The sequence below is a fragment of the Vibrio mytili genome (assembly GCF_000830505.1).
Classification (GTDB): domain Bacteria; phylum Pseudomonadota; class Gammaproteobacteria; order Enterobacterales; family Vibrionaceae; genus Vibrio; species Vibrio mytili.
The window spans coordinates 1-8,859 of the sequence record NZ_JXOK01000011.1 but is presented as its reverse complement, the minus strand read 5'-3'; the positions used below and the strand labels follow the sequence as shown (position 1 = coordinate 8,859).

Annotated in this window: 8 protein-coding genes; 5 read left to right on the top strand and 3 right to left on the bottom strand. The window is 43.1% G+C overall.

Features of this window, described 5'->3' with window-relative positions:
- Window positions 1-474: 474 nt before the first annotated feature.
- The 3 genes from SU60_RS05515 to SU60_RS05505 form a co-directional block, all read right to left on the bottom strand.
- Window positions 475-1,158: a LuxR C-terminal-related transcriptional regulator gene (locus tag SU60_RS05515; protein WP_041154691.1), complete on the bottom strand. Its 684-nt coding sequence runs from the start codon at window positions 1,156-1,158 to the stop codon at window positions 475-477.
- A gap of 319 nt (window positions 1,159-1,477) precedes the next feature.
- Window positions 1,478-1,678 carry a restriction endonuclease subunit S domain-containing protein gene (locus SU60_RS05510; protein WP_041154690.1) on the bottom strand — a complete coding sequence of 67 codons (201 nt, stop codon included), beginning with the start codon at window positions 1,676-1,678 and terminating at the stop codon, window positions 1,478-1,480.
- Window positions 1,679-1,733: 55 nt separating this feature from the next.
- Window positions 1,734-3,650: a methyl-accepting chemotaxis protein gene (locus SU60_RS05505; protein ID WP_041154694.1), complete on the bottom strand. Its 1,917-nt coding sequence runs from the start codon at window positions 3,648-3,650 to the stop codon at window positions 1,734-1,736.
- A 300-nt stretch (window positions 3,651-3,950) separates the two neighbouring features.
- Between SU60_RS05505 and SU60_RS05500 the strand changes: the two genes are divergently transcribed.
- From SU60_RS05500 to SU60_RS05480, 5 genes are all read left to right on the top strand, one after another.
- Window positions 3,951-4,907, top strand: a complete 957-nt coding sequence (locus tag SU60_RS05500; protein WP_041154693.1) for an AAA family ATPase — start codon at window positions 3,951-3,953, stop codon at window positions 4,905-4,907.
- 14 nt (window positions 4,908-4,921) lie between these two features.
- Entirely contained in the window at window positions 4,922-5,848 is a 927-nt protein-coding gene (locus tag SU60_RS05495) for a DUF58 domain-containing protein (protein ID WP_041154689.1), read from the top strand.
- Window positions 5,849-5,926: 78 nt separating this feature from the next.
- Window positions 5,927-6,397, top strand: a complete 471-nt coding sequence (locus SU60_RS05490) for a DUF4381 domain-containing protein (protein WP_041154688.1) — start codon at window positions 5,927-5,929, stop codon at window positions 6,395-6,397.
- Window positions 6,390-7,394 carry a vWA domain-containing protein gene (locus SU60_RS05485; protein WP_052481495.1) on the top strand — a complete coding sequence of 335 codons (1,005 nt, stop codon included), beginning with the start codon at window positions 6,390-6,392 and terminating at the stop codon, window positions 7,392-7,394. Before SU60_RS05490 ends, SU60_RS05485 begins: the two co-directional genes overlap by 8 nt.
- A partial coding sequence (locus SU60_RS05480) for a vWA domain-containing protein (protein WP_041154687.1) occupies window positions 7,387-8,859 on the top strand: 1,473 nt, incomplete at its 3' end. The genes SU60_RS05485 and SU60_RS05480, both read left to right, overlap by 8 nt.

Sequence of the window (8,859 nt, the reverse complement as noted above, 5' to 3'; positions counted from 1 at the left end):
GGGAGTTAGCATGAGGATTTCAGGCTTTTCCTTGTACTGATCCATGTGGTTTTCTCATACTTCAATTACGTTACATCTTAGATTACTAATAAACGACTAGTACTATTTCTGTATCTAATCACTAGGTTGTCAGAGTAAATTCATTTGAGAAACATTTACAATACAAATGTATTAAAAGTGGGACAATAAAAACAAGTTCTCAAGTTTGAGACAAAATCGCACTAATAAATCATTATTGAATACAAGGATTTATAGAAATGACCAAATCGCCCTAAATTTTTGAGTGATTGTTTGGGATTTTGAGAGAAGACCCACTAAATACCGAAGGTATTGGTAGCTTAAAACCATAATTCCAGTGAATACTCTCGGTAAAAATGAGAGAGTGAAAAAGGTCATCCAATAAACCATCCTTATTGAAACAATAAAGATCCATTATATTAACTTTTTCACTACAAATAAGCGTCGTAGAACTACTTATATAATTGAGGGAGTTTCAGAAAAATTTTCTTCAGCCCAAATCAAAGCCTGAACCCGATTTTTTACATCAATTTTCTTAAAGATGTTATGTAAATGGGTTTTAACCGTATTTTCACTGACAAACAGCTGCTCAGCGATTTGTTGATTAGACGCCCCTCTCGAAAGGAAGGTAATAATTTGTTGCTCTCTTTTAGTCAAGATGGCAGGTGTGTTCTTATTCATCGGTTTGCTGTGACGACGAAGATGGGTGATATATTGCTGAGAGAACTTTCTACTAAACCACATATCTCCCTCCAGCACTTTCTCGATACCGACTTGAAGCGTTTTAATATCATCAGAAGTATAAAAGATACCCGCTAAGGAACCCCAAACAAATAACTGATCGGTAGATATGGTTTTCTCGCAATTTATAAGAATTTCAAGCGTGCTCTTAAGCTCACCTGTTTTAAACTCCATATAGCGAGTGAAAACCTCATCACTAACAACACTATAATCTAAAATAATGGCCGAAACTGATTGATATTCAACTGATTGATCTGCCAATGAACAGCTAGAAAGGCACTCTGGAGTGATCAGAAAAACATTAATACCGAGCTTTGTCTCCAATACATCTTTCAACAAAGACGACTGCAGGCTTCCCTCTGTAATTAAAATGATCTCTTTCTTATCTTGTTGCGCCATCCGTTGTGCATTCCTTTAGTAGTTTCGATTTAACTACGCAATAGATTTAGTTATAGAGCTAGTATTGTCAAGTATGAAAATAACTAGCACTATTTCTCAACTTACTGAAATGGCTTGCTTTTTTAGAGTGTAGGTATGACAAGTATTAAAAAAGGGAGTAAGCCTCCCTTTTTACCTAACCAGGCATATGTCTCAATAAACTATCGCTTCTTTAGGTAACCTAACAAACTCTACCTTCGAAAAAGCGGCGACCTTCTGAGCATCTTATTAAGCATATTAGTCTCTAGTTCATGTTACAATAATTATAAAAATCAGTAGATTAGTGAATCGGCACTGCGTTTTTCTGATTAAACTTACCAAAATATTGCTCTAGAACTTCCGGAGTCAATTTACCTTCGGCTTCTAGTTTTTTCAGCTCTGCTGCGATTTCCTTTTGCTCTTCCAGAGAAGGAAGCTTCACTTCTTCTTCCTGCCCTACTTCCTGAGAAATCTGCTCTAGCTCTTTTTCGAAGTCGTTCATAATACTTACCTAAGTTGAGTCATTAAACTTGTTACTCTGTTTATTCTAACCAACTCTATAGCTTGAAGCTACCTACCATCTCATCAAGACGCGCTGAGAGTTGCTGAAGATCGTGGCTTGCAGAAGCCAACTCTTCCGCCGTCGCGGTTGTCATCTCATTGATCGCATTGATTTCTTCAATATTCTGATTGATGGCGTGGACAACCGTAGATTGCTCTTCAGTTGCAGTTGCTACTTGTGTATTCCGATCAGAAATATCCGCAATTCGCTCAGAGATATTCACCAACACAGAAACGGCTTCGTCGGTAGAAGCAACCCCTTCAAACGTCACGGCTTTACCCGCTTCCATAGCATTCACAGCATCTTGAGCATCACTTTGTAGTTGGTTGATCATTTTCTGAATTTCTTCAGTGGAATCGGCCGTTCGCGATGCCAAATTTCGCACTTCATCGGCGACAACAGCAAAACCACGTCCTTGCTCCCCTGCTCGCGCCGCCTCTATAGCAGCATTTAGGGCAAGTAAATTCGTCTGATCTGAAATGTCGCGAATAACCCCCAGGATCGAACCTATATCTTTGGTTGTAGAAGCCAACTGAGTCACAACAACATTGGTCGTTTCAACGTCTACCGCAAGTCGACTGATCACATCTTTCGCTTTTATTACGACTTGATGACCAGTTTGAGTGTTATCAGAAGCGGTATTAGCGGTGTCTGCGGCTGTCGCAGCATTCGACGCAATCTCACTGATCGTTGCCCCCATTTGGTTTATGGCAGTAACGACTTGAAGCGTCTGGTCGCGCTGCTCTTGACTGTTGTTGTGGGTCGATGTCGCTTTACTCGATACACTCGATGCAGACTGGCTCAAAGCGCCACTGGTTAAAGCGACTTCTTTCATCGTGGTATGGATTTTTTCAATAAAACCGTTAAAACCTTTCGACAATTGCGCCATTTCGTCATTACCATGTATGACAATACGCTGAGCCAAATCTCCGTCTCCTTGACCTAGATCTGTGAAGCGATTTGCAATCTCTCGAATAGGTTTGGTAATACTGTTGGCGAGTACGATACCCATCAGAATAAATATCACTGCTACAACCACTGTGGTGACGAGTATTTTCTGTCCCGTTGCATTTAAATCCGCGAAGACTTCATCAACCGGAACAACGCCAATAACGAACCAGTTCATCGAGGGTACGTACAAGCTGGATACAAAATTGTCTCGGCCTTCAAACTCCACCTCAATCAAGTTAAAGCTGTTTTTATTCAATAAGTTGTTTGCATCATTTCCAAATAGCTGAACGACAGAAGTTTGATTTTTTTGCTTGTCACGGTGAATTTGAATCTCGCCTTTATCATTTGTCAGAAATACGTAACCCGTTTTTTCAATTTTGAAACCATTCAGCAAAGACACCATATCGCTCATTGATTTCGATAAACCCGACATGGAAATGCCATTGGTGTCCTGGAAATTGGCGAACATTTTTACGTCGCCATTCGCTTCTTGGAATACACTGACCGAGTTTTCATTCCCGGCAGACGTGAAATCAAAAAACCATGCATCTTGTGTGAGATTCAGTTGACGCAAGAAACCATTCTGATTCCAGTAGTATCCTGTGTGTCGATTTGCAACCGAGGCGTCATTCAAATCGTACTGAGCTTTTACATTGTTCAACTCACGGACAAGTTGTTCCTCACTTGACGAGTCATTGATCGAATCAGAGAGTGCCTCAACAACGAACTCATTCATTGCTAATTGTTTCGCAGCTCTCTGCATTTGAACTACTTCACGGTCTATTTCAGTATTAATCTGTTGCAACATAGAAGGCAGCTCGATATCAATCAGTCGATGGTTTAATACTGCTCTCGCTTGATACTGAGCCATAACTCCAACCACAATGGTTGAAGCGAGTACGGCAAAAGTAATACCGAGTACAACTTTTTGTTTAATACTAAGAGAGTGAAGTTTCAGCATGTTTGGGCCTTTTAAATGATTCATCATTCATGTGTCATATCAGTCACAGGCAAACTCATTCGCGAGAAATATGCAGCTGTGCAGAATGTATATCGACCACAATTAGAAAAACTCGAGTTATTTCTCACTATTTCATGAAAAATATATGTAACACACTATAATTTAAGCGATTTCCGCCTTATACATTGCTTGCCATTCCGTATGACGCCATATAAATTCTTAACATTCTTCGGAACTTTTTACGGGTTGGGAATGACCAATATTCACAATGAAAATGATATGGATACTGAGAGTCCAAACATGCATAAAACTAACTTCGATACTCTCCAGCGCTATTTAGAGTCTCAAATCATTGGCCAACAAGAGCTGGTAAAACAGTTATTGATCGCGCTCCTTGCTGATGGGCATATTTTGGTTGAAGGGCCTCCGGGGTTAGCCAAGACCCGTGCGGTAAAATCACTCTCGGACTGTGTTGAAGGCGACTTTCATCGCATTCAATTTACTCCAGATCTGTTACCTGCAGACTTAACGGGTACAGATATCTTCAGACCAGAAACAGGTGAGTTTACTTTTCAGTCCGGTCCTATATTTAATTCACTCATCCTTGCCGATGAAATCAACCGTGCACCAGCGAAAGTACAAGCGGCCATGTTAGAAGCCATGGCAGAAAAGCAAGTCACGGCTGGCCGTAAGACATATATGTTGCCCGATCTGTTTTTGGTGATGGCCACGCAGAACCCAATTGAGCAAGAAGGTACCTATCCACTGCCTGAGGCTCAGTTAGACCGATTTTTATTACACTTAGAAGTGGCATACCCGGACACGGAACATGAACTGGCTATATTAAGAATTAATCGTGGTGAAGCGAAAGGTGAAGCGAACCTCGAACGCCCTAGTATCAGCCAGCAAGATATTTTCACTGCACGAGCTGAAGTCCTTAACATTCATATGGCCGAGACAATTGAGCAATACATTGTTCGCCTCGTTATGGCTACGAGACAAGCCACAGAATACGATCTTGAATTAGATAAATGGTTGGCTATGGGCGTCAGTCCACGCGCGACTATCGCCTTAGATCGTTGTGCTAGAGCTCATGCTTGGTTAGCAGGACGTGATTTTGTTTCACCTGAAGATGTGCAAGCAATGGCTTACCCTGTGTTACGCCACCGATTGTTGCTAAGTTACCATGCGCAAGCGGAAGGTATCACCGCGAATCAAGTTATCGATAAGCTGTTAAACCTTGTTGGTAGTGCATGAAGCAGGTGAGTCATATGTCGGCAACACATTCATTGCCACCTCATGCTAATGGGGTGACATTAACGCTTGAAGAACTGCTGCATTATCGGACCCAGTCTGTACGTTGGATGCCACCTGCTCAAAGCATTTGGTCACAGATGAGCGGCAGCCATATCAGTCGCCAAAAAGGTCGAGGCATGGACTTTATGGAAGTCCGACAATATCAACCTGGTGATGATATTCGCAGCATCGACTGGCGTGTCACCGCGCGCACGGGGAAAGCACATACAAAGCTGTTCTCAGAAGATAAAGAACAAGCCGTAATCTTATACATAGACCTGAGCTCGAGCCTCTATTTCGGTTCTAAATATGTCTTAAAATCAGTGCAGTTAGCCCACTTCGCGAGTGTACTGATTTGGCTCACTTTAGCGAAGAAAGATAGAATCGGAGCGATCATCGACAATGGGCATCAATGTCTGGAGTTCCGCCCAGCCTCTCTACAAAAGCAAGGGCTGAGAATTTTGCATGCCATTCTCGACATCCACAACCGTCAACTCGACCTAAAAGAGCAAAATACGCTTCGTACCTCATCTTATGCCAATGCTATCGAAATCTTGCATACGCTAACACCAAAAGGTAGCGAAGTCATAATGCTGAGTGACTTTGCTCACATCACGGATATCGAACTTGCCCAGCTTAGTCGGTTAAAACAACACAATAGTGTGCGTGTCGTGCAGTTTTATGACCCATTAGAGCGAGGTGAAACCGACTTCAGAGGCCAAGCTAAAGCCTCAGATGGCCGTCGAACGCAATGGTTTGACTTTGCATCTAAAGGGCAACGCAAAGAGTTGGAATCACATTTTACCCAGCACCAAGAGTCCATCAAAAAACAATGCCACAGGATGTCGATTCCATTTAGTAGCTTGTGTAGTGGTTCGCCTCTCGTCCAACAATTGAGTTAAATAACCAGATAAGTGAGTGATAAAATGAGCACCTTAACTCCAAATCACTAATCAAACGTAAATTAAGCAGTAATAACAATGACAACAAATACCCAAAGCCTAGACCTTGAACCTTTAATGTTACCGAATGCGCCTGATTGGTTCCCACTTGCTTGGGGATGGTGGGCATTACTGACTGGTATTATTTTCATCCTTTTGAGTGTATGTTTTTATTACAAGTGGCGTAAAAAGCGCTTACGAGCAAAAAAAACCGCATTAAGACTTTTAACTACATCAACGAATACTCCTTCCTCCGCTTTAGAAATTCTTCGTCAAGCAGCGCTAAGCTACTTCCCGCGTGAAGTGATAGCCCCTTTGACAGGAACGGCATGGTATGAGTTTCTTGATAAGCAAACCGATGAAAATCGCTTTGTCGATAAACAACAACAGTGGCAAGCCGCCTTATATCAAAAATCCGATCAAGAACAACATCAATCCTTAGTTGATGATTGCACATTCTGGATCAACCACGCTTTGCCACCGAAGAAAAAGGCGAGAAAACGTGAATGAGCAAACCTTCGTGACAATACTGAATCAGTGGCTACACATTGAGTTAGTATGGTGGTGGGCACTTGCATTGCTTCCTCTGCCCGTAGTGCTTTACAAACTGTTGCCAGAAGAGAAACAACAAGCGGATATACAACTGGCTTATCTGCCTAATAGTCAACAGCATAACAGACCTAACCAATGGCTAAGAAAAGTGCTGTCGGCTTGCATATGGGGACTGTTAGTTATCGCTTGTGCTCGCCCTGTCTGGTATGGCGATCCTGTCGAGTTTCAACCAAAGTATCGTGACCTCATGTTAGTGGTTGACCTCTCCGGTTCAATGCAAAAAGAAGACATGAACTTAGACGATGAATATATCGATCGTCTGACTGCAGTGAAAAGGGTACTCACTGACTTCACCGCTAAGCGGAAGGGCGATCGTTTAGGACTCGTTCTCTTCGGTGATCATGCCTATTTACAAACCCCACTTACCGCAGATCGTCAGACCGTTATTCAACAAATTAATCAGACCGTTATCGGTTTAGTTGGCCAACGCACTGCCATAGGCGACGGTATTGGTTTGGCAACCAAGACATTTGTCGATAGCGACGCGCCTCAGCGAGTGATTATTTTACTCAGTGATGGCAGCAATACTGCGGGTGTTCTCGATCCTATTGAAGCCGCCGAAATCGCCAAAAAGTATAACGCAACCATCTACACCGTGGGTGTAGGCGCAGGTGAAATGAGGGTGAAAGAGTTCTTCATGACGCGCAAAGTCAATACCGCAGCAGATCTTGATGAGCAAACACTCACTCAAATTGCAACGATGACAGGCGGTCAGTATTTTCGAGCAAGGGACACAGCTGAGCTAGAGAAAATATACGACACGATCAATCAACTGGAACCTGTATCTACCGACACACAAACTTGGCGACCACAACAAGAGTGGTTCCCATACCCACTAGGCGCAGCATTGTTCCTTTCGGTGTGGTTATTCCTACTAAGGAGAAAGCATGGCTGAGTTTATTTTCCTTCATCCTTATTGGTTAATTGGGCTAATCGCTATCCCTGTGGTGCTCAAGTTCAATCAAAAACTGACCGCAAGTCAATCCTCGCTTATCGCTCCTCATTTGGCGAAAGTACTTGGGCACTCCAGTCAATCAAAGCACTACTTGAGTATTTGGGGATTCAGTTGGGCAATAGCATGCATCGCACTTGCCGGTCCTAGTTGGCAATCCAATACTCGGCCAAGTTTCGAGCTCAGCCAAAATCGTATCTTGGTGTTGGATATGTCACGATCTATGTATGCCACGGATATTAAGCCGAATCGATTGGCACAAACCCGTTACAAGGCCCTTGATTTACTTCCACACTGGAAGGAAGGCTCAACAGGTTTAGTTGCCTATGCAGGTGACGCTTATAGCTTAAGTCCACTTACGAAAGACTCAAATACGCTGGCTGGCATTATCGAAAACCTATCACCAGATTTGATGCCTTTCCAGGGAGCAAATTTACCCGCAGCCATTGATTTGGCATTGAGTCAATTTACGCAAGCTGGTGTTAATCAAGGTGACATCATTGTTCTCGCTGATGATCTCGATGACTCTGAACTTTCAGCATCATTGGCATCATTACAAGGAACAAACGTTCGTGTATCTGTTCTCGCTGTTGGCACGGCGGACGGCGCTCCTATCGCCTTACCTGACGGCGTTTTACTAAAAAACCGCCAAGGTACAACAGTGGTAGCGAAAACACATTTGAAAAACCTACAAACACTAACCAAGCAGTCTGGTGGCATCTTTGTTCCTATTCAGTACAACAACCGGGACATTGAGAACATTGCAGCCTTTACCAACAAAGCAGGTCAAAATCTCGCAGCGAAACAAAATGACAACATGAAAGCCGATACACGTATAAACGGGGGTTTTTGGCTGTTGCCACTCGTGCTGTTGCCCGCAGCCTTATTGTTTCGCCGAGGTTTGATATGGATGTTTGCTATGACTCTCTTACCAATGACCTGGACGCCTGACGCTCAAGCGAGTCCGTTTCTCAATCCAGATCAGCAAGGTGCTCAACTCTTCATGCAAGGAGAGTATGAGCAAGCCCAAAAGCAGTTTACTGACCCCAACTGGAAAGGTGCAGCCAGTTATGAAGCAGGGGATTATGAAGCGGCCATTGCTGCATTTTCTGGAAACTCATCAATAGACGGACGATATAACCTTGCGAACGCACTGGCACAAAATGGTCAATTGCAAGAAGCGGCTGATTTATACAACACCTTACTGCAAGAAAAGCCTGATTTTGAGGCTGCTAGGAAAAATCTGTCGGTTGTAGAGGAGAAACTGAAGCAACAGCAGAAACAGCAGCAACAGCAGCAACAGCAGCAACAGCAACAGCAACAGCAACAGCAACAGCAACAGCAACAGCAACAGCAACAGCAACAGCAACAGCAACAGCAACAGCAACAGCAACAGCAACAGCAACAG